This is a genomic window from Deinococcus psychrotolerans, assembly GCF_003860465.1.
GTDB classification, from domain to species: domain Bacteria; phylum Deinococcota; class Deinococci; order Deinococcales; family Deinococcaceae; genus Deinococcus; species Deinococcus psychrotolerans.
This window is the reverse complement of the sequence record NZ_CP034185.1, coordinates 68,854-93,877: the sequence shown is the minus strand read 5'-3', so window position 1 is coordinate 93,877 and position 25,024 is coordinate 68,854. Positions and strand designations below refer to the sequence as shown.

Below are 25,024 nucleotides of genomic sequence, written 5' to 3'. Positions count from 1 at the left end.
GCTCACGCGACCACCGACTGAGTTGGAGGCTGGGTGGGCGGTTTGGGCGCGTCTTCCGGCTCCAGGCCCTGCGCCATGGCGTGCAGCAGTTGCGGTTCGGTGATGCTCCCGCCCGATAAGTTCGCTACCGTTTTGCCGTCGCGCAGCACCGTGACGTGCTGGCAGCCCTCGATCAGTTCCTCAAGTTCGCTGGAAATCATCAGCACCCCTAGACCCTCTTGGGCCAGCTCACCGATGAGGCGCTGAATCTCGGCTTTCGCGCCCACGTCGATGCCGCGTGTCGGTTCGTCCAAAATCAGCAATTTGGGGTTCATGGCCAGCCAGCGGGCCAGCAGCACTTTTTGCTGGTTGCCGCCTGACAATTCGCGGATCGGCTGATCCGGGTCGCTGGTTTTGATGCCGAGCTGGGCAATGAAGCGCTCGACGACCTCGGCCTGCTGCTGGGTGTTGACCACGCCCGCTTTCGATAAGCGCGGCAGCAAAGCCAAAGTCAGGTTCTCGCGCACGCTGAGTTCCGGCACGATGCCCTCGCCCTTGCGGTCTTCGCTGCAAAAGCCCAGACCCGCTTTAATCGCCTCGCTGGGGCTGCGGAAGTGGATCGGCTGCCCCGCGAAGCGTACTTCTCCCCCGTCTGCCTGATCGGCCCCGAAAATCACGCGGGCCAGTTCGCTGCGGCCCGAACCGAGCAGACCTGCCAGGCCCACCACCTCACCCTCCCCAACTTCCACCGACGCGCCCGAGAGCCGGGTGCCGCGCACGACGCTGCTGGCCGACAACAGGGGACGCGCCGCCTTGCTAGTCTCACTCCGTACGAAGCCGGTCTGCGCTCCGACATTCTTGATCTCGCGGCCCAGCATCTGCTCCACGAGTTGCAAGCGGCTGATGTCGCTCATATTTCCGGCGAAGACGGTGCGCCCGTCGCGCATCACCGTGATGCGGTCGCATACTGCGTAGAGTTCATCTAAGCGGTGAGAGACGAAGATCACCGAGACGCCCCTTTGTTTGAGGCCGCGAATCACCCCGAACAAAGTTTCGACCTCGCGCTCGTTGAGGCTGCTGGTCGGCTCGTCCATGATGACCAGTTGAGCCTGAATAGAAACGGCGCGGGCCAGCGCCACCATCTGCTGAATGGCAGTGCTGAAACTGCCCAGCGGTCTTCTGACATCCAGCTCAATGCCCAACTCCGTGAGCAGGCGGGCGGCCTCGGCGTTCATGGCGGGCCACTGAATCAGGCCAAAACGCTTCGGTTCACGGCCCAGAAAAATATTCTCGGCCACACTCCGCAGCGGCACCAGATTGACTTCCTGATAAATGGTGGCGATGCCGCCGCGCTGGGCCGCCAGGGGTGAGGCAAAATCTACCGCCGCGCCCGCGAAGGTAATGCTGCCGCCGTCGCGCCGGTAAGCGCCGGTCAGCACTTTGATGAGGGTGCTTTTGCCGGCACCGTTCTGGCCGATCAGGGCGTGAACCTCGCCGCCAGCGATGCTCAGGGAGGCGTTGTCAAGGGCTTTGATACCCGCGAAGGCTTTTTGAATGTTTTGCATATCGAGCAGCAGCTTGCCAGTCGGAGCCGAAGAAACAGAAGGGGCAGCAGTCAAAGGCGCTTCTCCTTGAAATTGATTTGGAAGGACGTTGAGGAAAGAAAGCGGAGTGGCGCGGCCCGTTCACTGTGCGCTTGATTCATTGTGCCCTCTATTCAGACAGCCAAACCGGCGGATTTATTTCAGAAATTTTGTTCTAGCAAGGTTTTTCTGGAAAGGGTTTCAGCAAAAACTGCGTCACGCGGGCAAGGCGTGACGCAGCAAAGCACTCAGAACCCTAAAAACTCAGTACGCGCTGGCGAGTCCCGCTTTGGCGGATTGCGGCGTGTAGTCGCGGTCAGCGTTGATGATCTTGGCCGGGAGTTTCTTGCCTGCCGCGTAGTCTTTGAGGGTGGCAAACGCCTTGGGGCCAAAGCGCGGGTTGCACTCCACGACGTAGTTGATCTTGCCGTCCACGACCATCTGCACCGCTTCTTTACCGCCGTCAATCGACAGCACCAAGATGTCTTTGCCGGGTACCTTGCCCGCAGCTTGAATCGCCGAGACCGCGCCGATGGCCATTTCGTCGTTGTGGGCGTAAATGACATTGGCTTCAGGGTGGGCTTGCAGCAGCGTTTCAGCGACCTGACGGCCCGTGTCGCGGGCGAAGTTACCGCTCTGGCTGGCGACGATCTTGAACTTGGAATTCTTGGCGATCACGTCGTCAAAGCCCTTTTTGCGGTCGTTGGCGGGGCTGGCTCCGGTGGTGCCTTCCAATTCGATGATGTTGGTCTTGCCTGCCGCGTTTTTGATCAGCCAATCGGCGACCCGCTGGCCTTCTTTGATGAAGTCCGAGCCGACGAAGGTGACGTAATCGGTGCCCGCTTTGGACAGAGCGGGATCAATGTTGCGGTCGAGCAAAATCACCGGGATTCCGGCTTTGCGGGCTTCGGCGACCACCGGGGCCAGCGGCTTGTCCTCGCGCGGTGCAAGGAAAATGGCGTCGACTTTCTGGGCAATCATGCTGCGCATATCGGCGACTTGTTTGGCTGTCGAACCGGCGGCGTCAGTGTAGACGAGCTGGTGGCCGAGTTTCTTGGCTTCGTCCTGCATGCTCTTGGTCTGGGCAATGCGCCAGGGGTTGTTGCTCTCGGTCTGGGCAAAGCCGACTTTGTAGCTGGCTTTTTGCGCCAACTTGGGCAGCATGGTTTGGGCCAAGACGGTGCCGGTGACGAGGGCCAGGGCCAACGTGGCGAGTTTCGCGGGTCGTTTCATAATTCTCCCTTGCATGCGAAATCCAACTTCTGCTGAAAAAACCAGTTGGGTTGAAGTTCGCCGAGACGGCTCCGTAAAGAGAGGAGCGCTTTAGAAAAGCGGCCTGATTTGAGCTGATTTGACTTGTGGGGATTGAACAGCGCAAAGTTACCAAAATCTCCCGAAAATGTCAACTTTTTTTGACTTAATGAGGCTTTGATCGTCTTCTGACTTATCCTGATGAGCCGTATTGGTTAAGCAAAGCGGCCCCGATTCCTGCCTGCTGATGGGTTCGGAAGCCCACTCAAACATCAGTTTTGCTTCTTAGCAGGCTTTTTAATAGAGTTGAATTCTGGCGTGCTGTCAGCAACCGATCTTGCATTCCCACCATTAAACTTGTAAGTTTGGTGGGTATCCGCAGGTACACCGGACTGCGGCTTAGGAGGAAAAGCTATGCCGATTGCAGGGAGCCGCAGGTTGGTGGCAGAAGGGCAGCGGGCGCTGGCGATCATTCGCGCTGTGGACAGCGAAACGCGGCTCTCGATGCTGAGTCTGCTGTCACACAGCCCCATGAACGTCAGCGAACTGACGGCGGCGATTGGTTTGCCGCACTCCACCGTCAACTTCAACCTCAAGCTTCTGGAAGCTGCTGGCCTGCTCGACATTCAGTACATGCCCGGCACACGCGGGCGGCAAAAACTGATCAGCAAACGCTACGAAGAAATTTTGATTCAGCTTCCCGGCGCGGCCATCAGCGCCCAGCCAAACGTCGTGGAAATCTCGATGCCTATCGGCAATTACCGCTTTTCGGATGTGGCGGCGACTTGCGGGTTGGCCACCGAGTCCAAATTGATCGGCATGGTGGATGACCCGCGCTCCTTTTTTGAGCCGGAACATGTCTTTGCCCAGATCATCTGGTTTCGGCACGGTTCGCTGGGCTACGAGTTTCCCAACAACTTGCCGCACGGAGCCGAAGCGGCTGAATTGGAAGTTTCGTTTGAACTCTGCTCGGAAGCGCCGGAACACGACCTCGACTGGCCCTCGGACATTACGGTCTGGCTCAACGGCACCGAGATCGGCACTTGGACGAGTCCGGCGGATTTTGGTGGCAGCCGGGGCAAACTCACGCCGCTGTGGTGGCCGATCAATCACAGCCAGTACGGCGTCCTCAAGCGCTTCAAGGTTAACCGCGAGGGCAGTTTCATCGACGGCAAACAGGTCAGTGACGTGACGCTCTCGGCCCTCGACTTGATGGCCCAGCCGCAGATTCAGCTCAAAATCGGAGTCAAGTCTGGCGCTCGGCACCAGGGCGGCGTCAACTTGTACGGGCGCAAATTCGGCAACTGTGAGCAAGACATTTTGATGCGGCTGTGGTACGAGTTCAGGGAAGGTGAGCGCCCTTACGTCATCAAATAGCGGGTGATCCGTGTCTAGGCCCGCTCATCATTTTCCGCTAGACTCACTTTTGAAAACTGGCTCGACCGGCACCAGCGGCCATACGCTGACTTGGAGGAGACTGCTAATTACGCGGTCTCCTGCTTTCGTGTCCCGGTTTGACAAGCTGCCCGCTTCCCTTTTCTCCGCTCTCTCGTTTTTGAGCTTCTGGCTCCTTTTTGGACGGACTTATGCACGAAACACTTTTGCACGCTTCAGCGGCTTTACCGCCCACCACCGAACACCAGACCCTCCTCGATTTGCTGGGTATTCACCTCAGCGGCGGCAGTCTGACGGCTTTGGCAGTGGCCCTCTTTATCCTGACCTACGCCATGATCTTGCTCGAAAAATACGTTCACCGCACGGTGGCCGCACTGCTGGGAGCCTGCTTGGTGATGGTGCTGGGTATTCTGACGCCCGACCAGGCCTGGGGCAGCATCGATTTCAACACCATCTTTTTGCTGTTCGGCATGATGAACATCGTCAATGTGCTGAGCCGCAGCGGCTTTTTTGAGGTGGTGGCGCGGCGGGCGATGGTGCTGACCAAAGGCAATCCGGCGCGGGTGCTGTGGATTTTTAGTGTGCTGACCGCCGTGTTCAGCGCTTTTCTCGACAACGTGACCACCGTGCTGTTTATGGCTCCGGTGGTGGTGACGGTGGCGCTGCGGCTGGGCCTCAAACCTATTCCCTACTTGATCGCGGTGATTTTGGCCAGCAACACCGGCGGCACCGCCACGCTGGTGGGCGACCCGCCCAACATCATCATCGGCTCGGTGGCGGGCAAGGGCTTCGGGGAGTTTTTGGTCAATGTCGGGCCTTACGCGGTGCTGGCCAGCGCCATCGGCATCGCGCTGATGCACCTGCTGATGCACTGGCGCGGCGAGATGAGCAGCACCGGCAGCGCTGAGAAACTGAGGGCGGTGCTGGCCGACGAAACGCCCATTCGCACCGACCCCAGACTTATGAAACAGGCGCTGGGCGTCTTCGCCGTCACGCTGTTTCTGTTTATCGTGGGCCACCCTTTCGGACTGGAAGCGGGCCTGGTGGCGCTCACCACCAGCACCTTTTTGATGCTGATCGCTGACATGACGCCGGTCGAGCTGTTTGAGCAAGTCGAGTGGACGACCTTGCTGTTTTTCATGGGCTTGTTTATCGTGGTGGGCGGCCTAGAGCATGTCGGCGTCTTTGAGACGGTGGCGGCGAGCCTCACCAACTTGATCGGCAACGACATGGGGCTGGGTATTCTGGTGGTCGGCTTTGCCAGCGCCCTGATCAGCGGACTGGTGGACAATATTCCCTTTACCATCAGCATGGCGAGTGTGCTCAGAGAGCTGCAAGGCACGCTGGGCGAGGTGATGAATCCGCTGTGGTGGGCGCTGAGCCTCGGCGCGTGCTTGGGCGGCAACTTGACCCTCATCGGTGCGTCGGCCAATATTGTGGTGGCCGACATCGCCGCCCGCGAAGGGCACCCGATGGGCTTTGGGCAATTTATGCGCTACGGCACGCCGGTTGCGCTGGTGACAGTGATCGTGGCATTGGGGTTATTTTACTTGGTATTTCAGGCCACTCACTAGACCACCAGCTCAATAAGGACATGACTGATGCGAATTCTCGATCTCACTGCCATTTTGGTCAGCCTCACGGCGGCGCTGACGTTCCTGAACGCCCGCTACCTCAAGCTGCCCACTTCCATAGGTATTACCATCGGCGGCCTGATCGTCAGTTTGGTTGTTTTCGGCTTGGTTGAACTCGACGTGCCTTTTGCCAGAGACGCCGTGGAATTGGTGCGTGGCATTCAGTTCAGCGACTTCGTTTTTGAAGGCGTGCTGTCGTTCCTGCTGTTTGCTGGAGCGCTGGGTGTCAACTCGCCTGCGCTGTGGAGTTTGCGCGGCCCGGTGATCTCCTTTGCACTACTCTCCACCGCTCTTTCCATCGCTTTAGTGGGTGGCGGGATGTATTTGCTGCTGGGTTTGTTCAATCTAGATATTCCGCTGGTGTACTGCTTACTGTTTGGCGCACTGATCTCGCCCACCGACCCCATCGCGGTGCTGGGGATGCTCAAGGAAGCCAAAGTGCCCAAGCGCATCGAAACGTTGGTGGCCGGAGAAAGCCTGTTCAACGACGGCGTGGGCGTAGTGGCCTTTGCGGTGCTGGCGAGTGTGGCGGCGGTAAGTCAGGTTGGAGGCAGTCATGGCGCAGGCGGACACGGCCCGGAGCTGAGCGTGGCAGGCGTGGCCGGATTTTTTGCCCAAGAAGCGCTGGGCGGCCTCGTGTTGGGGGCCGTGCTGGGCTATATCGCCTGGCTGGCGCTGAGGGCGCTCGACGACTTTGTGGCCGAGGTGCTGGTGACGCTCAGCTTGGTGCTGGCCTGCACGGCAGTCGCCACTCAACTGCACGTTTCCGCGCCGCTGGCCGCCGTCGCCGCTGGTCTGTTGGTCGGCTCGCTGAATGACCGGGTTCCCTCGGCGCTGTCGGCCCGCGAGCGCTACGAGGGCTTCTGGCACCTGACCGACGAACTGCTCAACATCTTCTTGTTCGCGCTTTTGGCTTTAGAAGTGGTTGCGGTGCGCTTCAGCGTTCAGTCGCTGTTGTTGGGCGCTTTGGCTATTCCTTTGGTGCTGCTGGCCCGCACCATCAGCGTGCAGATTCCAATTTCGGTGCTCAGGCGGCGGCATGAGTTTTCGCCGTTTACCCGCCGCCTCATGATCTGGGGCGGTCTGCGCGGGGCCATCAGCGTGGCGCTGGCTTTCAGCGTTCCGGCGGGCAAGGAGCGTGATTTATTTTTGGTGATGACTTACGTGGTGGTGGTGTTTTCCATTGTGGTGCAGGGCCTAAGCGTGGGTCGGCTGGCCGCCAAAGCAGGCGCAGATCATGAAGCCCGCGAGCGACCCGCAGAGAACTGAGCGGCTTTTCAGGCTCAGGGTTCAGCTCCCGTCTGACCAGCAGGAGCGGGCTTTTCCGTTTCCGGAGTTTCCTGTTCGGCTGCGTCTTCACTGGAGTGTTCGATTTGTTCGATGACCTTCAAGATCGAATGGGGGTCGCTGGCCTGCTGCATCACGTCGGCTTCTTCGTCCAGGCGGTCGCGCACGCTGGGCAGGTCGCGGCGAAGTTCTTCGAGCAGGGCCACGATTTTGGCGCTGCGCTGCTCGGTCAGCAAAATGATTTGCAGTTGCAGTTGCGAGCGCTGCTCGGCGAGGCCAGCTTGCCGCGCCTGTGAAATCAGCACGGTGGAGGTGATCACCAGTCCCAGGACGCCGATCAGTCCCTGCAACCAAAAAAAAGGCGGGCTGTCCCAAGATCGGTGGACAAAAAAGTGAAGATTGAGATTGAGGACAATCCACATCAAAAACACCGTCAGCGCCGTGAAGATGAAATTGGGGCGGCTCAGCAGGCGGGCGAAGCGCTCCACCGGGCGGTGTAGGGTGGTCAGGTTGGCCTGCGACTGCTGTTCCATCAAGGTATGGATGGCCGCGTTTTGCGAGAGCAGTTGCTCCAATCTAGAATCAGGCGAGGAGTCGGGTCGGGAGTCGGTGAGCGTCACATCCTGTATTGTCACCGTTTTGCCCTGATCCAATGCTGACCATTCGCCCAGTAGACCCACTTCTCAGACGCTGAGTCTCCCAAGAGTGCCTAAGAACAAAGCAACTTCATTCGACTCTCCCCAAAAAGTGAGGTATACATGACCCCCTCTCCCCTTTCTGACTCCGATGTAGTCATCGTTTCCGCCGTTCGTACTCCGATTGGCAGCATTCGCGGTGCACTTTCCAGTGTGCGGCCCGACGACTTGGCCGCCCACATCATCAAGGCGGCTGTGGAGCGCAGCGGCGTCAACCCCAGTGACATTGAGGAAGTGATTCTCGGCTGCGCCAACCAAGCGGGAGAAGACAACCGCAACGTGGCGCGGATGGCCGCTTTGCTGGCGGGATTGCCGCAAACGGTGGCGGGCCTGACGGTCAACCGGCTATGCGCTTCGGGCCTGAGCGCTCTCAACACTGCCGCCCGCGCCATCAAAAACGGAGACGGTGAGGTGTATGTGGCGGGCGGAGTCGAGAGTATGACCCGCGCTCCGCTGGTGATGCCCAAGGGCTCGGCAGCGTTTGCGGGCGGTAACGTCACCGCCTACGACACCACGCTGGGCTGGCGCTTTCCGAATCCGGCGATGGAAGCCCTCTTTCCGCTGGAGGCAATGGGCCAGACTGCCGAAAATATCGTGCAGCAAAGCCGCGAGGGAACTTACGAGGGCGGCGAGATCAGCCGTGAAGATCAGGACGCCTTCGCGCTGGAGTCGCAGCGGCGCACCCTGGAGGCCATCAACGCTGGGCGGTTCAAAGACCAGATCGTGCCGGTACCGATTCAGAGCAAAAAGGGCACGACCCTCTTCGACACCGACGAGCATCCCCGTCTCAAAAAAGTGGGCGAACGCTTTGAACTCGCCACCGACTTGGAGACGCTGGCCAATCTCAAGCCTGCTTTCCGCAAGGGCGGCAGCGTCACGGCGGGCAACGCTTCGGGCCTCAACGACGGAGCGGCGGCGCTGGTGCTGATGAGCGCCAAGAAAGCGCGGGAGCTGAACCTTGAGCCGTTGGCCCGCTGGGTGGGCGGCGCGGCGGCGGGCGTAGACCCCCGCGTCATGGGCCTCGGCCCTATTCCCGCCACCCGCAAAGTGCTGGAGCGCACCGAGCTGAGCGTTCAAGACTTAGATCTGGTGGAACTCAACGAAGCCTTCGCTGCACAGGCGCTGGCCTGCATCCGTGAATTGGGCCTCGATCCGGCCAAAGTCAACGTGAACGGCGGAGCGATTGCGCTGGGGCATCCGCTGGGCATGTCGGGGGCGCGGCTGGCGGTGGCCCTTGTTCACGAACTGCGGGCGCGGGGTCAGCGCTACGGTCTGGCGACGTTGTGCGTAGGCGTCGGGCAGGGCGAGGCGGCGATTTTGGAAGCGTTGTAGAGGGAATTTCAGAGTCTCGGCTCGCCGCGCCGGAACTCCACCACCACTTTTAGGCCGCTGGGCTGGCTGTTTTCAAAGCTCAGTTCGGCGGCGTGGACTTTGGCGGCGCGGTGGACGATGGCCAGCCCCAGACCATTGCCCTCTCCGACGCGGGCAGCGTCCACGCGGTAAAACGGCTCGGCCAAGCGGGGGAGCGCGGCGCTCGGTACACCGGGGCCAGCGTCACTGACTTCTAAGCGCACCAGTTCAGACTCGCCCACGACGCAGACCTGCATGTCGGCTCCCTGTCCATGCCGGAACCCATTTTCGATCAGGTTTTCAACCAAATGGGTCAGCAAGGTCGCGTCTCCCAGCACGGTGGTGTCGCCACGCGTTTCAAAATCCAGCTGCACATCTGGGGTGCGCTCGCGCAGGCGGTCCACCACTTCTCCGGTGAGGTGGGCCAAACTCAGCGGCAAGGTTTGTACTTCCCGCTCGCCGCCTGCCAGCAGCAGCAGATCATCGGTCAGCCGCCGCATTCTTTCGATGTCGGAAAGTGCTTCGCCGATGTCCTCGCGCAGCTCGATCGGCGTGCGTGGCCCGGCCAGCGCTCCTTGCAAGCGGGTCTTGAGTGCTGCCAGCGGGGAGCGCAGGTCGTGGGCCGCCGCTTGAGTGAACTCGGCCTCGCGCTCGCGCAGATCGGCAAGCTGGGCAAAGGTGACTTGCAAGGTGCGGGCCAGCCGTCCCAATTCGTCGGGCTGGCCCGCGCCGGGCAGCGCCAAACGCAAATTGCCCTCACGGCCCAGCCGAGCGGCCACCGCTTCGAGTTGTGCTAGTGGCCGCAGCAGCCGCCCGGTAAAAGCAAAACTCAGCAGCGCCACCAGCAGAGTCGCCGTCGGCACAGTGATCGCCAGCGCCCGCAGGTAGGCCCGCAGCGGGTTGAGAACGCCGAGCAGGTCGCTGGCCAGTTGCGCGGTGGCGGGCTGCCCACTGAGATCCATCGACGCGATCAGCACATTGTGTTTGGCCAGCGGCCGGTAGCCCAGCGACTCGGTGAGCGCAATGGCAGGGAAATTGTTGGTTTGCGCCACGATTTTTCCAGCGCTCAGCACCCGGATGTCCACGTTCCGGGGCAAGGCGGTAAGTTTGAGCGGCGCAGTGCCGGAGCGCAGTTGAGCCTCCAAACTGGTTTCCAGGGTGGGCACCAGCATCTCCAAGCGCTCATGCTCAGAAAGCGATAAAAAAGAGCGCAGCGCCAAAAACTGCACGCCCGCCACCACCACCACCACCAGCGCCGTGACCAAAGCCATGCCCAGCGCCAAGCGCAGCCGGATATTCACGGCACCCGGTAGCCCAATCCACGCGAACTCAGCAGCATCTCGGCGGCCAGCTTGCGGCGCAGGTAACTGACGTACACGTCCACCACCCGCGCCGCGCCGCTGAAATCCGGCCCCCAGACTTTAGAGAGCAGTTCTTCGCGGCTAAACCAGCGGCCCTTAGACAGCACCAGGGTTTCGAGGAGAGCGTATTCGCGGGCGGTCAGGCCGACCAACTCGCCTTGCCACCAGACTTGCCGCTGCCGGGCGTCAAGGAGGCCCGCGCCCTCACCGAAGGGCATCTGGGCCGTGCGGGCGACTTCACCGCGCCGCACCACTGCCCGCAAGGTAGCCAGCAGCTCTGGAAGTTCAAACGGCTTGACCAAATAAGCGTCACCTCCGATGTCGAGTCCTTCCACGCGGTCTTCAAGGGCGCTGCGGGCCGTCAAAAAGACAATAGGAACGCGGTTGTCGTCTGCCCTGAGGCGGCGGGCCAGTTCAAACCCGCTTAGGCCCGGCAGCATCACGTCTAGGAGCAGCGCGTCGTAATTGCCGGAGTTCGCCGCTGCCAAGCCGCTCTGGCCGCTGACTTCCAGCTTGACCTGATGGCCCGCTTCGCTGAGCGCCCGCGCGGTGGGCTGGGCGATTCGCCCGTCGTCTTCAACCAGCAGCAGCCGCACCGATCACCCACCCCCCTACCTGATTCTCCGCGCTCAACATGGCCTTACCTTAATCGCTTCCCGTCCAGCCAGCGTGAGCAAACCCCGAATGGGGAGCTTGAGCGGCGCTTGAGAGGCGGTTCAGTCATCAGCTCAAACTTGATTTTGCTGCGTGGCTGCGCGGCGCTCGCGGCTGCTTGTCAGTGCCATCACCACGAATCCAGCTTCCAAGAGCAGCGAGATGATTCCGGCGGGTTCGCCCCAGTTGCCGATATCGCCTTTGGCATTGGGCAAACCGACGCTGCGGGTCAGAACGAAAAAAAGGATGGCTCCCGCCGAGATGAGGCCGCCCAGCCAGTATCCGGCCCGCCACAAACTGGACATCAGCCACGCGCCTGCCGCGCCGCAGCCGACCACCAACAAGATGTAGAGCCAGCCCAGATACGGCGTTTCGCCCAGTTTGTCAGGAATGTCGCGAAAGTGAATCCAAGCGATGCCCGCCAACAAAGCCAAGCCCAGCCAATGCCGCCAAAGAGAAGAAGCAGTCGAGTTCATAGTGGTCTCCAAAAAGAAGAGCCTTATCTCGGGCGCTCTCCAAGCTGTATCACAACAGCGCAGTGTTGGCCCAGCGTTAGAAATACTTTTCATCAAGAAAGTGTGAATATTTGGCGGGTTCACGCAAACTTGAGACCGCGTTGAAACGGCCTTCAGTCAATCTTCAGGCGGCCTTAAATCGTCTCTTTCTCTTACTTTCGTCTAACACAGCCTGTTTAAGTTCAGTGCCAGTTGAGTTTCTTCGATCGCTGAAGTACTCACGGAGGATAGATGAACGCAAAAACAATTCTTTTGGTTTCTTCACTTTTAGTCGGCTCCGCTTTGGCAGGCGGTGCGGGAGCCCAGAGCAGCACCAAGTTGCCGGTCAACCAGTTCACTACCCTGCCCAAGAGTGGTACTGACGACCTCTCCAAGTCGACCAAAGCCTTGCAGGCGACCCTGACCGAGTTGCAGGCGCTCCAACTCCAGACCAAGCAGGCCCACTGGAATGTTTCCGGCACCTTATACTACCCGATTCACCTTCTTCTTCAGGAGCACTATGAGGGCGTCGCCAAGTACGCTGACGACGTGGCCGAGCGCCTACTCTCAGTGGGCAGCTCCAGCGACGGACGCGCTCCGACCATCGTGCAGACCTCGGGCCTCCCCGAAATCCCCGGCGGCTTCCTCGATGACGCCCGGGTGCTGAGCTTTTTCACCACCCAGTACCAGACGGTAGGCGCACGCCTCAAAATGCGGATCGACGACATCGAAAAAGTGGATCCGACCAGCGCCAACTTGCTGCAAGAAGTCGAAAGCGGCATCGAGAAATACCAGTGGCAAGTCCGCGCCACATTCCAACAGACCAACACCGACCCCAACACCGGAGCCGACATCAACGGCGGCAAGCCGGTCAGCCTGCCGGGCAAATAAAGTCAGCCGACTTTAGATCAGCCGTTTCAGAACAATCAAAGCTGGAACGTGTCTTTTTTACTGGACATGTTCCAGCTTTTTCGTTGTTAAAGGTTCTTTACACTGGTGAGAAGCAGTTCCGAAACTGAACACTCGCCAAGCTGCTGCACCTGCACGACCCGTCTGCCGGAGATGTCACGTAAGATGGTCAGTGAGATGAACGTGGCCGACTTGAGCTTGAGTAAGTTGAAAGTGAATAGCACCCACTCCAGGCGGTTTGGCTGGAGTGGGGCCGTGCGTATTGATCTCGGCGGAGTGCGTCTCAAGTTACCGGCTCATGCTCTTTGCCAAAGGCAGCAGCCATGAGCGAGCATCTAGGCACCGGCTGGGCTTTTCCAGTAGGGCCGGACGCCCGAGGCAGGGTCGGCCTCATCAGCGGCATCCGCGCCGTCGAGCAAGCCATTTTGATGATTTTGATGACCCCCAAAGGTCAGCGGGTGATGAGGCCGGATTACGGCTGCCAAATTCACGAATTGGTGTTTGCGCCCAACGACGCCAGCACGCTGGGCTTGGCGTCTTACTACGTCCACGAAGCCCTCACTGCTTGGGAGCCGCGTATCGAGCTGACCGACGTGGATGCCGACAGCGATCCGGCTTATCCTGAGCGGATTGTCATCAGCATCAAATACCGTATTCGCAGCGAGGCTTCCGAGCAGTCGCTCGTCTTTCCCTTCTACCGTATGCCTGCCGATGTGCAGGCCCTGAGGTAAACCTTGCCACTGCCCACCGTTAACCTCGATGACCGGCGCTTTGATGACCTGATTGCCCAAGCCCGCCAGCTCATTCCGCAGTATTGCCCCGAGTGGACAGATCACAACACCTCCGACCCCGGCATCGCCCTCCTTGAAATCTTTGCTTGGATGACCGATTTGATGCTTTTCAGGGTCAACCAAGTGCCGGAAAAGATGTTCATCAAGTTTCTGGACATGATCGGGATGCAGCTTGATCCGCCGCGTGCGGCTGTGGCTCCAGTAACTTTTTATCTGGCTGCTGCGCCCACAGAACCGCTGACCATCAGCGCGGCCACCGAAGTTGCTACCGTACGAACCGAAGTCACCGAAGCAATTGTCTTTTCAACCGAAACCGATTTGACCATTTATCCGCCCAACCTCAAGGCTGCCTTCACCGGCAACGCGCTGGGCGAGAACACCTTCACCATCCATGATTTGGAGCGCCTCGGCGTACTGGGCCACAAAATCGCGGTGTTTTCAGCGGAGCCAGTGCCGGGCGACGCCTTTTACTTGTGTTTAGAGCACAATCACGGCGCACACGTCTTGTCGCTGTTGATGGCCTGTGAGGTCGCGGGCGGAGCGGGCGTCGATCCTAAAGAGCCGCCGTTCGTCTGGGAAGTCTGGCAAGGCAGTCTCAACCGTTGGTCGACTTGCACCGTTGAGTATGACGGCACGCTGGCTTTCAACATCACCGGCGAAGTGATTTTGCGCCTCCCCAGCATGGCCGAGGAAGAGTTTTTCGGTGAACGCGGCTACTGGCTCAGGTGCCGCATTACCTCCGAGCAAAATTACGCGGGTTATAAAGTCTCACCCGATATCGAGTCGCTGCGGGTCGAGTCGCGCGGCGGCACCGTCAGCGGGCGGCACGGAGTGGTGGTCAAACAGGAAGTACTAGGGCGCAGCGACGGCAATCCAGGGCAAAAATTTAAGCTGCTCAACAGTCCGGTGCTGTTTTTGGACTCGGATGAAGACGTGATTTTGAGCGAAGTGCCGGGCGCTGCTCCGCATATCTGGCACTCGGTTGCCGATTTTGCCGATAGCAGTGCCAACGACTATCATTTTCAGCTCGACCACCAAAGTGGGGAAGTCACCTTCGGGCCAGCCCTGCTTCAGCCCGACGGAACGGTCTACCGCTTCGGAGCTGTTCCTGAGCCAGGCGCGACCCTCAAAGTGCGGCGTTACCTTTACGGCGGCGGCGTGATCGGCAACGTCCCCGCCCGCGCCCTGAGCGTCCTGAAAGCCAGCATTCCTTACGTGGCCCGCGTCATCAACCACGCGCCAGCGCTGGGCGGGCGAAATTCGCAAACGCTCGACGACGCTGTTACGCGGGTGCCGCATGTCCTGCGAACCCGCACCCGCGCCGTGACCGCCGACGATTACGAGTATCTGGCGGCGCAGGTCGACGGGGTAGCCCGCTCGCGCTGCATCACACCCAACGTGTCGTCGTCGGCGGGGCAAGCCTCGTTTCCGGGGCAGATTCGGGCACTCGACGTGCAGCCGGGGCAAGTCAGCATGGTAGTGCTGCCGCGCATCGAGGTGCCAGTGGGCCGCATTGCTCCCGATCAATTGGTGCTGTCCGCTGAGCTGCGGGCCAGCGTGCAGTCGCACCTCGACGAGCGCCGAATGGTCGGCACCACTTTGGAAGTGCGCCCGCCACAGTACGCTTGGGTCAGCGTCTCGGCCCTGATGCGGGTGCCGGTGGGCAGCTCCCGCGAACTCAAAGCGGGGGTTCAACGCGCGGCGCTGGCAACTTTATACCGCTATCTCAATCCTCATACCGGCAGCGCTTCGGGTCAGGGCTGGCCGTTCGGACGCCCCCTTTACCTGTCTGAACTCTATAGCCTCCTCAGAAGCGTGCCGGACAGCGATTTCGTTGAAGATATTCAGGTGTTTCTCAGCGATCCGGGTCACGCCGATTCGCGTGAGAGTGTCGGCCCACAACTGCTGTTGCCCCCGCAAGGTCTGATCGTCTCCGACTTGCATACCGTGCGGGTGGAGTAGCGGCGGGAGCGGTTGTGGCTGTGCTCCACTTGCGAAGGTAAACCGAAGCGCAACTTGCAAGTTGCTGGCTTGTCCGGCACCATAAGGGCATGTCTCAACCTGCAAGTTGTCTGGGCGACCTCGGCACGCATACAGGCGTCACCACCTCCGGCGCGGCGACGGTGCTGATCGGGGGGCGGCCTGCGGCCCGCATGGGCGATGCGCATCTGGAGACGCCGCCGATCGTGACGCCTTTTCACGGCCCGCAAGTCATCGCTGGCGGATCGTCCTCGGTGCTGATTGAGGGCAAGCCTGCCGCCCGCGCCAACGATCTGATTAGTTGCAGCGCTACGCTGATCGCCACGCAGTTCACGGTACTCATCGGTTAATGATCGGCGAAATTCACGAAGCGCTGCGAACCATGCTCCAGCACGAAGGCAAAATTCCGGCGGGTGACATCGACATCACCTTCGCGGTGCCGACCCGTGAATGGGCTTCCGGCATCAGCCGTCCGACTCTTAATTTTTATCTTTACGACATTCTGGAAAATCTCAAGCTGCGTGATATGGGATTTGAGCGCTTATCGGCCTTTCCAAGCGAAACCCAGCGCCTTCATCCGCGCCGAATTGATCTCAAGTACGTCATTACCGCCCATTTCAAATCCCAGACCGCAGAACTCGAAGAACAGGAATGGCAGGTGCTGTGGCGGGTGCTGGCCACGTTGATGCGCAACACCGACTGGCCAGATCAACTTCTCCCCCAAGAGGTGCGGTCGCTGGACGTGCCGCTCTCGGCGCAAGTTGCCAATCCTGAAACCGCGCCGCGCCCCAGCGAACTGTGGAGCGTGTTGGGCACGCCGCCTCGCCCCAGCATCAATTACGTGCTGACGGTGCCGCTCGATCTCAATATCGAGTACCTCCGCACGCTGGTGGTCGGCGTCAACGTGGGCATTCGCAACACCGATTCCGGCGAAGTGGTCTACTCGGTGGAGCGCTACGGCTGGGTGTTGCGCGGCCCCGACGGGGAAGGCGTGGCAGGCGCTGAAGTCCGCTTGCCAGACGCGCCAGGCTTGAGCTTCAGCGACGCAGACGGCATTTTTACCACGCGGCTGCCACACAATGAGGTCTCACAGCTCCTGGTACGGCTTTTTGGCGAGAGTAACTGGCAAATCCTGGGGAGTGTGCCGGGCAGTGTGGAAATTACCTTGCCCGATGAGCCGCTTCCGAATGAGCCGGAATCAGACAACCCACCAGCAATCAAGCCGCAAGCAACCAAACCGCAGAAGAAGACCAAATAGAGTTGCAAGCAATAACGCCTTCAGGTTACTTGAACTGAGGGCGTTTTCATTTATCGTGGGTTTGGCTCAGCATCAAAACCAAATCGTCGGCTTAATTGAGTTTGATCAGTGAGCCCTTGACATTCACGACGCCTAAGCCGCCATCAATATCAATACCACTTTGGGCTTTAAGATTCATCTTGCCTTTGGACTCTATAGAAATATCACCCTTCATGGTGATGGTCAGCTTGTTCTTCTTGCTGTCGATATGAATGACATTGCCGTTCATATCCTCAACTATGATGCCGGGCGTATCGTCACTGTCGTCGAGAATAATTTTGTGGCCCTTGCGGGTGTAGTGAACGCGGTGGATGGTCTTGCCGCCTTTCACCAACTGCTTGGTCTTCTCCGGCGGCAAATCAAGGCCGTTCCACAAACCGCCGATCACGTAAGGGTGATGCATGTCGCCCATTTCAAAGCCGCACAGCACTTCGTCGTTCACTTCCGGAATCCAGGCCATCCCGCGCTTGTTGCCGCCGCCGGGAACCGCGATCCGGGCCCAGTCGCTTTCATGCTTTTCCGAGAGCCAGGGAAACTTGATCTTGACCCTGCCCTGATCTTTGGGGTCGTCGTTGTTGGTCACGATACCGATCACAAAGCCGTACTGGGTTTTGGGCTTGTGAGCGCCTGCCAGCGTCTGCGCCACGTCCGGCGCACGCATGCCGCTGACCGTAAACTCGGTGGTGTAACCGCTCTGGGTCTGAAATTGGTGGTTGACCGCCGAGAGGACGTAACTGCCCGAATAGCGGTCACTTACCCCGGTCAGGTTGACGGTTCGTCCCGCCTTCATCTTGGGGGAGCCGCCTGCGACGCCGGTGGCCTCGACGAACTTCTGGCGCTTCTCATCGGCGCTGCCCGCCACATACAAATCGGCCAGCTTCTCTTTGCGGACCACGTGCTGCGTCAGGGTGTAGTCCGCTGACAGATCTGTTTCCCCGGCGGCGGCGACGCCCGGTTCGCCTTTGCCTTTGCCGGTCGAACTGACCACCGCTTTTTTGCGCTGTGGATCCCAGCTTCTGAGGGTGGTGCCGCTGGCCTGCTCCAGGCTGCTGACACGCGGCTGAAATTCAATCAGGTTGACGCCCCACTGCAAATCCCCTGCCGTTCCCAAGCTGCCCATCGGAACGCAGTGGAGCTTGCTCCCTTCCACGAACAGTAAGTAGCCGAGCTTGACCGCTCTATCTCGCAGGAACTCGAGGTCGGTCTGGTTGCTTTGCAGCACGTAATCATGCACGAAATCGGCTGGCCCGACCACCGGCGTCAGGCCGTGCAAGCTGGCGATTTTCTTGACCAGATCCATGTCGGTGACATTCTGGAAGGTGCGGGTAAACGTGCCGCGTGCCAGCAGGTGCAGCCGGTCAAAGGCACGCACCACGAGTTGCTGACCGTGTTGCAGCAAGTGGGCTTCCACTTCGACCACTTGGCCGTCGAAGACATCGCTTTCGCGGTTGGTGTCTACAGCGATAGAAACGGTCACTGAACTGCCATTTTGAAACTTGCCTTTTTCGTCGTCAATGAACTTGTAGGCTTTGCCCTCCGGTTTGATTGGTGTCAAATCGCGCAAAGTGAGCGTCAACATGTCCGGTAAGTGCAAACTGCTTTCGACGCTCAGCGACTGCAAGCTGAGCATCTCCTCGGTGGCGAGGTCACCGTTCACCCGAATATAGAAATTTGGAACGGAGCCGCTCAAGTTGATGGAGGTCTTGGCTTCAGCGGTCATTTCGCTTCACCGCCCGTACTTCTGGCGCAAATCGCCTGTGTAACCAGAAGCGTCGTGGCGCACCCGCTCGCTGATCATTTCGCTGGTGCTGCTGCTGGCCATCAGTGAAGAATGTTCAAGCGATTCTTGAAATTCAACGGTGACCATCGCCCGAACCGGCATTCCAGAAGGCGTAAAAAGGGTGTACTGCTGCTGCATACTGGTCATCACCGCATTAAAGAGCCAGTTTTTGCCCCACTGAAACAGTACACGGGGAGGCCGTCCCTTCTGTGTTTTGGGATCGCGCAGCGAATCTTCAATATTCATCATCTGCCATAGCTTATCGGTGTAAACCCGGACATCTTTAACTTCTCTGTCATTTTCGCGCAAATAGGTGTCAAAGAAAAGTTGCAAGCTGAGTTTTGCACCGGAGCTGCCAGAAAAAGTCAAGTCGAAGGCGTTTTTGGTACTGTTATCGGCCTGTCCCCAGTTGTTACTGCGCTGCACTTGATACTCTTTGGGATTGAACAGGCAATCCACCGAAATCTTCGGGCCTTCAATCGTGTGGATATTGGCTTTAATCAGTGGGCCATCGGACATGATCTCCCTCCCCAAACATGCCGCTCTCTAAGCGGCGTTGAAAGAATACTGGTGCGGGCAAACCAGAACAAAGTGTCTTATGCTCAGCCGAAGCACCCAGAAGCGAAATAAGAACTCAGTACAGTAAATCACGAAACGGAGTCTGGTGGGAAAGTTCAGATTAGGGCCCGTCTTGAGATGTGCCGGACAAGGTGCTCGTTTCTGTATTTGTCTCTGCGCTGGCTGACGCTGTGTTGGCCGCCATCACTTGAACCGTCTGAATTTTGCGGATGATCTTGTCTCCGGCGGTGGCCCGAAGGGAGAAAATGGTACTGCTTTTGGCCACTCTCGTCGCTTCGCCTTTGGCGGGCTGCGGCTGCGAACCAAGTCCGGCGATCACGACTTGATCGGCTCCGCTCACGTCCCAGCGAATGACCACGCTCTCTCCAGCGCTGACTTGCTTAGGCGTTACGCTGAAGTCGTTGATCTCCAGCGAGTTGTTGGGCGTATTGGCCGGGGGTGCCGGCTCAGGTGCGGGCGTGCTGGGAGCGTTACTGCCCTCAACAATCACCTTGACTTTGAAATTCGACGAATCGGCCAGCAAGGTATAGATGGTGGTCGCGGTCGGTTTGACAATCAGTGTGCCGCTTTCCTGCATGGCCCGTCCCCGCGTGCCTGCGTAAGGAAACAGCCTGACCGATTTGGCGTCTTTGGTTCTCCATGTCAGGGTCACGGGCTGCCCCGGCGTGACGGTAGACGGCTCAGCAGTGAATTCGATGACTTGTCCCCTGATTCGCCCCGCGCTTCCCGGCTGTGGTGAAGGGCTTGCTGAAGGAGTAGGTACTGGATTTGGCCGCGTTGGGGTGGGGACTGGGGCTGGCGCACTGGCTGAGGGCTTGGGTGCGGCGGGCGCTGTCACCGTCACACCTCCCAATTTCCGCAGTCTGTCGGCGACCAAGCTATACATCACGCTGGCCTTCGGTTTGAGGGTGAGTTTGCCGCTGCTGTCTAAAGCGACGCCACCGGGAAACAGCTTGACGGATTTGGCGTTTTGGGTATCCCAAGTGATGGTGACGCTCTGGCCCAATTGGATAACTCCCGGTTCCACTTTAAAGGCCGTAATTTTGGGACTGGGAGCGGCGGGCACAGCCGGACTCGGCTTGGGCACCACCACTGGAGTAATGGGGGTCTGAGGATTCGGGGTGACTTGCACATTGGCCCGGCCCCTCACACCGTCGGCCAGCAAGGTGTACACCGTATTCGCCGATGGCGTGACGACCAAGCTGCCGCTGGCATCCAACCGCTGCCCGCCCGGAAAAATCTTGATGAGCGCAGCGTTTTTGGTGGCCCAAGTCAGTGTCACCGGCTGTCCACTGCGGACGCTGGACGGCCGGGCGGTGAAGTTTATGACCTGCGGACTCGGCGGCGGCGCGGCAGTGGGTTGCTTGTCAGGCACCGGGGTGGGTGCAGCCGGCTGTGGGGTCGGAGTTGAGGGTTGGGACGTGGTTGGTTGAGGTGAGGTCACTGGTTTTGGAACTGTAATCGGCCCAGCCACGCTGACGCTGCTTTGAGGTGTCGGTTTGGGCTGAGGTGCCGCAGGCGTTGGCGCGGCAGGCAACACCGGCAGCGCCAACATTCGCGCTTGACTGCCGCCGCCGCTTTTGACGGTGATGGTCAATGAGATGTCGTTGGCAGGCGCGGTGATGGTGGTCGAACCCGAAGCAGGCAGTGCCAGGGTGCCTTGGCCGGGAATCCCGCTGAGTTCGGCGGTGTCGGCGTTTTCGCTGACCCAAGTCAGGGTGACAGGCTGGCCCACTCTGGGTTTGCGCGGCGAAGCGCTGAAGATAGTCAGGTTGGGCGTTTTCACTCCCGGCGTCACTGGAAAGGTGCCTAGGTCGGTGAGATTTTGACCGTTGCTGGCCGAGAGGTGGAAAATGGTGTTCCCGTTGATGACGACTTGCCGCTGCCCATTGGACTCCACTGGCCCGAACGGATCGAGCGTGATTTTAGAAGCGTTGTTGACCCGCCAAGTCACCGTTACGGTGTCGCCGACTCTGGGGTTAGGCGGGTTGATGGTGAATGTTTCGAGGTTGGGCGCAAGCACCTTGAGATTGACGGTCTTGCTCAACTCTTGGTCGCCGACCTTTGCCCGCAACACAAAGGCTTGATCGCCCTGCACGGTGTAATCGGCGCTGCCTTGGGCCGGAACTGTGCCAATCTGGTCAATGCTGACGCTACTGGCGTTGCGAACTTTCCAGCTCAGCTTCACGGTGTCGCCGACTTTGGCCTGGGTGGGAGTTACCTCGAACGAGTCGATGTTGGCCTCCAACACCTTGACGTTGACCGTTTTGCTGATGTCTTCGCCGCCGTTGCTGGCTTTGGCCGTCAGGGTAAAATCCGTGTTCTGGGTGACTTTGATCTGCTTTTCGCCTTTGGCTGGTACGGTGCCCAGCGAACTGATGGTGACGTCTTTCCCGTTGCTGACATTCCAGCGCAGGGTCACTTCTTGGCCGCTGGAGACATTCTCCGCCGATACCGTAAAGACATTGATGGTGGGCGTGGGCAGTGTGGGGCTGACGAGAACCGAAGTCGATGTGGAGTTGATGCGCCCGTACACCGTGATCTGAGCGTTGGTCTGCTCTTTGACACCTTCCGGAATCAGCAGCCGCCCAGTGCCCCTGAACAGCGTTTTGTTCCACGGCTTGACCACGATGCGGGTAGCGTTGCGCGTTTCGAAGTCGAGATAAAACGGTTGGCCGGTGCGGGGCTGCTGGCTGGTGGTCTTGGGTTGATTGGGATTTTGAGCCGCGCCCCCGACTTTTGGATCAACGGGCACCACCGTGACCGATACGACACTGGGCGTTTGCAAAAGCCACAGCGCGAAGAGGATTCCGAAAATCAGCATCAGCGGCAGCGCCCACAGCGGAATGACTGGCAGGTGCAGCAGCGAGATGTTTTCAGGATGATCGCGCCCGATATTGGGCTGCGGGTGCAGCTTAAGGGTGCGCTGGCGCGAGGTGGCGATCCAGCGAATCGGCAGCTTGATTTGCACGCGGTGCTCAAACGACGCGCCCGGCAACACCTCGACGCCCTGCGGCAGCGCTTCGATCTTGACTTTGCCGATGCCCTCGCGCAGCCGCATCATGTTGTTGTAGATGATGGTGCGAACCGGAATGATGTTGCGCAAGTCGCCGCCGGTGGGCAGCCGCAACGATTCGAGCGGCGACTGGAGGTGAATCTGGCCTTCCTCGTCGCGCACCGTCATGTTGTAGGTGATCGCCACGTTGGAAGCGTTGATGAGCTTGAGGTCGTAATGGGTGTGCCGCCAAGCGCTGCGCCGACGCGGGGTGACTTCGATTTGGGTTTCGGTAAACGGCAGCACCTTCCAGTTCATCGGCGCGTAGCCGAACTCAGCTGGGTTTTCGCGGCTGCGGGCCACCACCTGCACGGCATAAAGGTCAGCCGGATACTGCGATTCTCTGGGCACCAAAATCCGCAGGCTGGTCGAAGCCGTCATGCCGGGGTTGAGTTGAATCTCGTGGTAGAGGTTTTGAACCCACTCCGGCGGCACGCCTTCCACGCCCATCTGAAAGTGATCCACCGTGCGCCCGGTGTTGGCCAGTTCGACCTTGAGGACGGTGACGGTGCCAGGGGTCAATTCGATGTCATTGTCTTGGACTTGCACGCCGATGCGGGCTTGCTGCACCACTTTTTGCGGAGGTTGCAGCCGCAGCCAAAACGGCTCGACCCTTAGCATTCCGCCGTCGGGCCACAGCGTGCGGGTGCGGGGAGCCAGCGCTGCGCCGCCCAAAGTGGTGCCGTTGGTGGACGCCAGATCGCTGACAAAGACGCCGTCGTCGTCCACTTCGATATTGAGGTGGTGGCGCGAGACGCCGACATGCTCGAGCACGATGGCGTTGGTGCTGGCCCGGCCCACCGTGATAATCGAAGCCCTGAGCGGCTCGACCCGCAGGAGTTGCCCGTCGTCGCCCACGATCTGAACGCGGGGAAAGGGTGTGCGGTCACGCATGGCTTCGATGCGCGGCGCGGGCGGCTCCGGCACGTCGGGCAGCACCATCGTCGGGCGCGGCCCCTGCGGAATGAGCTGATTGAGCACCCCTTGTAGGGCGTCTTCGAGTTCCTGCGCGGTGCGGTAACGGTATTCGGGCGCTTTGGCGAGGCAGGTCAGCACCAATTCTTCGAGGTCTTGGGGAATGTCGACCCGAATTTGGCCGGGGGGAATCGGCGCGACGTGCTGGTGTTTTTCGACGGCTTCCGCGAGGTCGCGGGCTTCAAACGGCACCAGGTTGGTCAGCAGCTCATACAAGATGACGCCCAACGCGTAAATGTCGCTTCTGACCTCGGTTCGCACACCTCGGCACTGCTCCGGCGACATGTAGGCAGGCGAGGTGACAATCAAGCGGTCATGGACGCCGTGGGTGTAGTTTTGCAGCTCGCCGACCCCGAAGTCGGCCACCAACACGCTGTAAGCGGGCCGGCCCATGATGGCGCGGGCCGGATTGAGCAGCAGGTTTTCGGGCTTGAGGTCGCCGTGCATCAAGTTGGCGTCGTGGGCGTAGGCCAGCGCTCCGGCGGCTTGGCGCACCAAATCCACGACCACCAAGAGGTCCATGAACTGCCCGCTTTGCCCCTGCGCCTGAAGCAGTTGGCGCAGCGAACCCTTTTGGGCCAAGTTCATGCCGTAATACACGTGCTGATCGCGCTCTAAGATTTCGCTGACGCCCAAGATGTTGGGGTGAGACAACTGCCGCCACTTTTGATGCAGGCGGCGGAAATTGGTGATCACCTTGGGCTGAGCGCTCAGCTCCGGCGCGATAATTCGCAGGGCGCTGATAGATGCCCCGTCGAGGTTTTGAGCGGCATAGACTTCACCGAGCCAGCCTTTGCCGAGGGGCCTGAGCAGTCGGTAGCCCTCGAAGATGGTTCCTGTTGCAGTCATAGCTGATGTCTAGTTTATCAAGAATACTGGCCGAGAGACGTTTGTCTTAATTTCGGCAAAGCTGTTCATTTGGCTTTGACCCAAAGTTTGGCTGAGTTCCTGAGGTGGAAGGGTGGTTAGGTTGGGGAAGGCCGCTGGTCATCAGCCTGACCGACGAAGCGCAGCTCGTACTGCACGTGCGCGGGCAAGTGCTGGGCGATGAGGCGCTCAGCATTCTCGCGGCTGGTGGCCGAACCGCCAGCCGCCGAGCTTTGATCATCCGGATCCGGCAAGATCACCGTGACCCAAAACGGTTTTTTGGGGTCTTCGATGACCAGTGGTGTGACCCCGCAGCCCAGTTCGATGGCCCGCACCAAGCCGTAGCGGGTGCCGCGTGAGCGCATCAAAGACATGGCCTCGCGCAGCCACTGCCGTTTGCGGTCTTCGGGCCAGAGCGGATCGACTTCCAAGCCCAGCCACGCCGCGAACCAGTCCACCAATTTGCTCGGCGCAGTGGAGGGCGAAAAATACATTTCCAGATGGTCTTGGCGGTGTTGCAGCGGCTCCCAGATGGTTTGGAAGATCATCAAGTAGCGCCCCAGAAATTCCGATTCACTAAAGAGGGTCGGAAGGTAATCGAGATAAGCGCTGGCTTTCCCCTCGGCCTTCGGCGCTTGGTGCAGCGCTCTGGGGGGCCTGACCGGCACGATTTGAAAGTCGCGGCGCACCGGCAACTCTCTGATCTCGTCCGGCGGCTTGAGAACGTCGCTGTTGGCGACATACGCCAGTACGTAGGGGCCAACCCGAATCAGTGCGCCCTCTTCAAGGATTTGGGGTTGGTGCGCTGCCAATTTGAGACTGCCCAAATACGTTTCGCCGTTGCCCAAGTCGGTCAGCACGAAGCGGTTGTCTTGACGGCGCACCTCGGCGTGGCGAATGGCCACCGCCGCGTTGGGGAGCGCCAGGCCGTTGTCCGGCGTGCGGCCAATCGAGAGCAGATTCATATCGAGGCTCAGCATCTTGAGCGTGTCGCCCTGAAGCTGGACGAAGAGTTGGTCGGGCATGGCCCTATCCTAACAAGCGCCGCCTTTAATCAGCGTAATCAGCGCGTGAACTGGCGCGGAGCGATCCAGTCTGAGCCACATTC

At 59.7% G+C, this 25,024-nt stretch carries 19 protein-coding genes; 9 read left to right on the top strand and 10 right to left on the bottom strand.

Annotation, left to right across the window (positions count from 1 at the left end; translation table 11 throughout):
* Window positions 1-2: 2 nt before the first annotated feature.
* The gene (locus tag EHF33_RS16545; RefSeq protein ID WP_124874754.1) at window positions 3-1,544 is read right to left on the bottom strand and encodes a sugar ABC transporter ATP-binding protein; all 1,542 of its coding nucleotides are present in this window, start codon (window positions 1,542-1,544) and stop codon (window positions 3-5) included.
* 282 nt (window positions 1,545-1,826) lie between these two features.
* The gene (locus EHF33_RS16540) at window positions 1,827-2,795 is read right to left on the bottom strand and encodes an ABC transporter substrate-binding protein (RefSeq protein ID WP_124874236.1); all 969 of its coding nucleotides are present in this window, start codon (window positions 2,793-2,795) and stop codon (window positions 1,827-1,829) included.
* Between the two features lie 432 nt (window positions 2,796-3,227).
* Between EHF33_RS16540 and EHF33_RS16535 the strand changes: the two genes are divergently transcribed.
* From EHF33_RS16535 to EHF33_RS16525, 3 genes are all read left to right on the top strand, one after another.
* Window positions 3,228-4,190 (top strand): ArsR/SmtB family transcription factor, encoded by a 963-nt coding sequence (locus EHF33_RS16535; RefSeq protein ID WP_124874234.1) that lies wholly within the window; start codon window positions 3,228-3,230, stop codon window positions 4,188-4,190.
* Window positions 4,191-4,399: 209 nt separating this feature from the next.
* Complete coding sequence (locus EHF33_RS16530) at window positions 4,400-5,782, top strand: ArsB/NhaD family transporter (RefSeq protein WP_124874232.1); 1,383 nt, start codon at window positions 4,400-4,402, stop codon at window positions 5,780-5,782.
* A gap of 27 nt (window positions 5,783-5,809) precedes the next feature.
* Complete coding sequence (locus tag EHF33_RS16525) at window positions 5,810-7,111, top strand: cation:proton antiporter (protein WP_124874230.1); 1,302 nt, start codon at window positions 5,810-5,812, stop codon at window positions 7,109-7,111.
* Between the two features lie 14 nt (window positions 7,112-7,125).
* Here the strand turns inward: EHF33_RS16525 and EHF33_RS16520 are convergent, their stop codons facing one another.
* Window positions 7,126-7,749 (bottom strand): DUF1003 domain-containing protein, encoded by a 624-nt coding sequence (locus tag EHF33_RS16520; RefSeq protein ID WP_241191406.1) that lies wholly within the window; start codon window positions 7,747-7,749, stop codon window positions 7,126-7,128.
* Window positions 7,750-7,887: 138 nt separating this feature from the next.
* Between EHF33_RS16520 and EHF33_RS16515 the strand changes: the two genes are divergently transcribed.
* On the top strand, window positions 7,888-9,156 hold the full coding sequence (locus EHF33_RS16515; RefSeq protein WP_124874228.1) for a thiolase family protein: 1,269 nt from the start codon (window positions 7,888-7,890) through the stop codon (window positions 9,154-9,156).
* 8 nt (window positions 9,157-9,164) lie between these two features.
* Here the strand turns inward: EHF33_RS16515 and EHF33_RS16510 are convergent, their stop codons facing one another.
* The 3 genes from EHF33_RS16510 to EHF33_RS16500 all read right to left on the bottom strand — a co-directional run bounded on the left by EHF33_RS16510 (window position 9,165) and on the right by EHF33_RS16500 (window position 11,665).
* Entirely contained in the window at window positions 9,165-10,475 is a 1,311-nt protein-coding gene (locus EHF33_RS16510; RefSeq protein WP_124874226.1) for a sensor histidine kinase, read from the bottom strand.
* Window positions 10,472-11,131 carry a response regulator transcription factor gene (locus EHF33_RS16505; RefSeq protein WP_124874224.1) on the bottom strand — a complete coding sequence of 220 codons (660 nt, stop codon included), beginning with the start codon at window positions 11,129-11,131 and terminating at the stop codon, window positions 10,472-10,474. The genes EHF33_RS16510 and EHF33_RS16505 overlap by 4 nt, the downstream gene beginning before the upstream one ends.
* A 132-nt stretch (window positions 11,132-11,263) precedes the next feature.
* Complete coding sequence (locus EHF33_RS16500) at window positions 11,264-11,665, bottom strand: hypothetical protein (protein ID WP_124874222.1); 402 nt, start codon at window positions 11,663-11,665, stop codon at window positions 11,264-11,266.
* A 270-nt stretch (window positions 11,666-11,935) separates the two neighbouring features.
* On the opposite strand from EHF33_RS16500, the gene EHF33_RS16495 reads away from it, so the two are divergent.
* From EHF33_RS16495 to EHF33_RS16475, 5 genes are all read left to right on the top strand, one after another.
* Window positions 11,936-12,574 (top strand): Dps family protein, encoded by a 639-nt coding sequence (locus tag EHF33_RS16495; protein ID WP_124874220.1) that lies wholly within the window; start codon window positions 11,936-11,938, stop codon window positions 12,572-12,574.
* 341 nt (window positions 12,575-12,915) lie between these two features.
* Entirely contained in the window at window positions 12,916-13,323 is a 408-nt protein-coding gene (locus EHF33_RS16490) for a GPW/gp25 family protein (protein WP_124874218.1), read from the top strand.
* A gap of 3 nt (window positions 13,324-13,326) precedes the next feature.
* The gene (locus EHF33_RS16485) at window positions 13,327-15,345 is read left to right on the top strand and encodes a putative baseplate assembly protein (protein WP_124874216.1); all 2,019 of its coding nucleotides are present in this window, start codon (window positions 13,327-13,329) and stop codon (window positions 15,343-15,345) included.
* An 89-nt stretch (window positions 15,346-15,434) separates the two neighbouring features.
* Entirely contained in the window at window positions 15,435-15,713 is a 279-nt protein-coding gene (locus EHF33_RS16480) for a PAAR domain-containing protein (protein ID WP_124874214.1), read from the top strand.
* Window positions 15,713-16,621 carry a Pvc16 family protein gene (locus EHF33_RS16475; protein ID WP_124874212.1) on the top strand — a complete coding sequence of 303 codons (909 nt, stop codon included), beginning with the start codon at window positions 15,713-15,715 and terminating at the stop codon, window positions 16,619-16,621. Before EHF33_RS16480 ends, EHF33_RS16475 begins: the two co-directional genes overlap by 1 nt.
* A gap of 91 nt (window positions 16,622-16,712) precedes the next feature.
* Here EHF33_RS16475 and EHF33_RS16470 read toward each other — a convergent pair whose 3' ends face one another.
* The 4 genes from EHF33_RS16470 to EHF33_RS16455 form a co-directional block, all read right to left on the bottom strand.
* Entirely contained in the window at window positions 16,713-18,380 is a 1,668-nt protein-coding gene (locus EHF33_RS16470) for a VgrG-related protein (protein ID WP_124874210.1), read from the bottom strand.
* 6 nt (window positions 18,381-18,386) lie between these two features.
* Complete coding sequence (locus EHF33_RS16465) at window positions 18,387-18,959, bottom strand: CIS tube protein (RefSeq protein WP_124874208.1); 573 nt, start codon at window positions 18,957-18,959, stop codon at window positions 18,387-18,389.
* A gap of 160 nt (window positions 18,960-19,119) precedes the next feature.
* Window positions 19,120-23,898 (bottom strand): FHA domain-containing serine/threonine-protein kinase, encoded by a 4,779-nt coding sequence (locus EHF33_RS21795; RefSeq protein ID WP_124874206.1) that lies wholly within the window; start codon window positions 23,896-23,898, stop codon window positions 19,120-19,122.
* Window positions 23,899-24,014: 116 nt separating this feature from the next.
* Window positions 24,015-24,941 carry a phage tail protein gene (locus tag EHF33_RS16455; protein ID WP_124874204.1) on the bottom strand — a complete coding sequence of 309 codons (927 nt, stop codon included), beginning with the start codon at window positions 24,939-24,941 and terminating at the stop codon, window positions 24,015-24,017.
* Window positions 24,942-25,024: the final 83 nt, after the last annotated feature.

Coding starts and splice junctions, on each gene's coding strand:
- EHF33_RS16495 (WP_124874220.1), top strand. CDS start 11,936: ATGAACGCAAAAACAATTCTTTTGGTTTCTTCACTTTTAGTCGGCTCC.
- EHF33_RS16480 (WP_124874214.1), top strand. CDS start 15,435: ATGTCTCAACCTGCAAGTTGTCTGGGCGACCTCGGCACGCATACAGGC.
- EHF33_RS16530 (WP_124874232.1), top strand. CDS start 4,400: ATGCACGAAACACTTTTGCACGCTTCAGCGGCTTTACCGCCCACCACC.
- EHF33_RS16500 (WP_124874222.1), bottom strand. CDS start 11,665: ATGAACTCGACTGCTTCTTCTCTTTGGCGGCATTGGCTGGGCTTGGCT.
- EHF33_RS16515 (WP_124874228.1), top strand. CDS start 7,888: ATGACCCCCTCTCCCCTTTCTGACTCCGATGTAGTCATCGTTTCCGCC.
- EHF33_RS16490 (WP_124874218.1), top strand. CDS start 12,916: ATGAGCGAGCATCTAGGCACCGGCTGGGCTTTTCCAGTAGGGCCGGAC.
- EHF33_RS16545 (WP_124874754.1), bottom strand. CDS start 1,544: ATGCAAAACATTCAAAAAGCCTTCGCGGGTATCAAAGCCCTTGACAAC.
- EHF33_RS16470 (WP_124874210.1), bottom strand. CDS start 18,380: ATGACCGCTGAAGCCAAGACCTCCATCAACTTGAGCGGCTCCGTTCCA.
- EHF33_RS16525 (WP_124874230.1), top strand. CDS start 5,810: ATGCGAATTCTCGATCTCACTGCCATTTTGGTCAGCCTCACGGCGGCG.
- EHF33_RS16455 (WP_124874204.1), bottom strand. CDS start 24,941: ATGCCCGACCAACTCTTCGTCCAGCTTCAGGGCGACACGCTCAAGATG.
- EHF33_RS16465 (WP_124874208.1), bottom strand. CDS start 18,959: ATGTCCGATGGCCCACTGATTAAAGCCAATATCCACACGATTGAAGGC.
- EHF33_RS16535 (WP_124874234.1), top strand. CDS start 3,228: ATGCCGATTGCAGGGAGCCGCAGGTTGGTGGCAGAAGGGCAGCGGGCG.
- EHF33_RS21795 (WP_124874206.1), bottom strand. CDS start 23,898: ATGACTGCAACAGGAACCATCTTCGAGGGCTACCGACTGCTCAGGCCC.
- EHF33_RS16540 (WP_124874236.1), bottom strand. CDS start 2,795: ATGAAACGACCCGCGAAACTCGCCACGTTGGCCCTGGCCCTCGTCACC.
- EHF33_RS16475 (WP_124874212.1), top strand. CDS start 15,713: ATGATCGGCGAAATTCACGAAGCGCTGCGAACCATGCTCCAGCACGAA.